The sequence below is a fragment of the Adlercreutzia sp. DFI.6.23 genome (genome assembly GCF_024462535.1).
GTDB classification, from domain to species: domain Bacteria; phylum Actinomycetota; class Coriobacteriia; order Coriobacteriales; family Eggerthellaceae; genus Adlercreutzia; species Adlercreutzia rubneri.
The window spans coordinates 1-391 of record NZ_JANGBP010000218.1 but is presented as its reverse complement, the minus strand read 5'-3'; the positions used below and the strand labels follow the sequence as shown (position 1 = coordinate 391).

Genomic DNA, 391 nt, shown 5'->3' with positions numbered 1-391 from the left:
CTCGCCCAAGACGCCCAAATCGAAGAGAGATGTGGTCATGCCAGAGTTCCTTGCGGACGAACTCGCCGATTTCCTCGGATCCATCCCGGAGGAGCGGCGCGCCTGCCGCATCTTCTGCTTCACCAAAAGCTACCTGCACCACGAGATGAAGCGCGGCTGCGCCGCATGCGGGCTCGAACCCATCCGGATCCACGACCTTCGCCACAGCCATGTCTCGCTCCGCATAGAGATGGGGTTCAGCGCGATCGCCATAGCGGACCGGCTGGGGCACGAGACCTACGAGATGACATTCAAATCCAATGGTGAGTTTTTAGTCATCTAATGCGACTGCCTAACGATAGGGTTAAGCTACGGTATTTCACAATGGCCCGTGTATCGCCGTGAAGTACAA

The 391-nt window shown here is 57.3% G+C and carries 1 protein-coding gene; it reads left to right on the top strand.

All coding sequences use genetic code 11. The annotated features are described in order from the left end of the window. Positions 1–322: tyrosine-type recombinase/integrase (locus tag NE591_RS13080; protein WP_371130617.1), on the top strand; the 322-nt coding region annotated here is incomplete at its 5' end. Between the last annotated feature and the right edge of the window lie 69 nt (positions 323–391).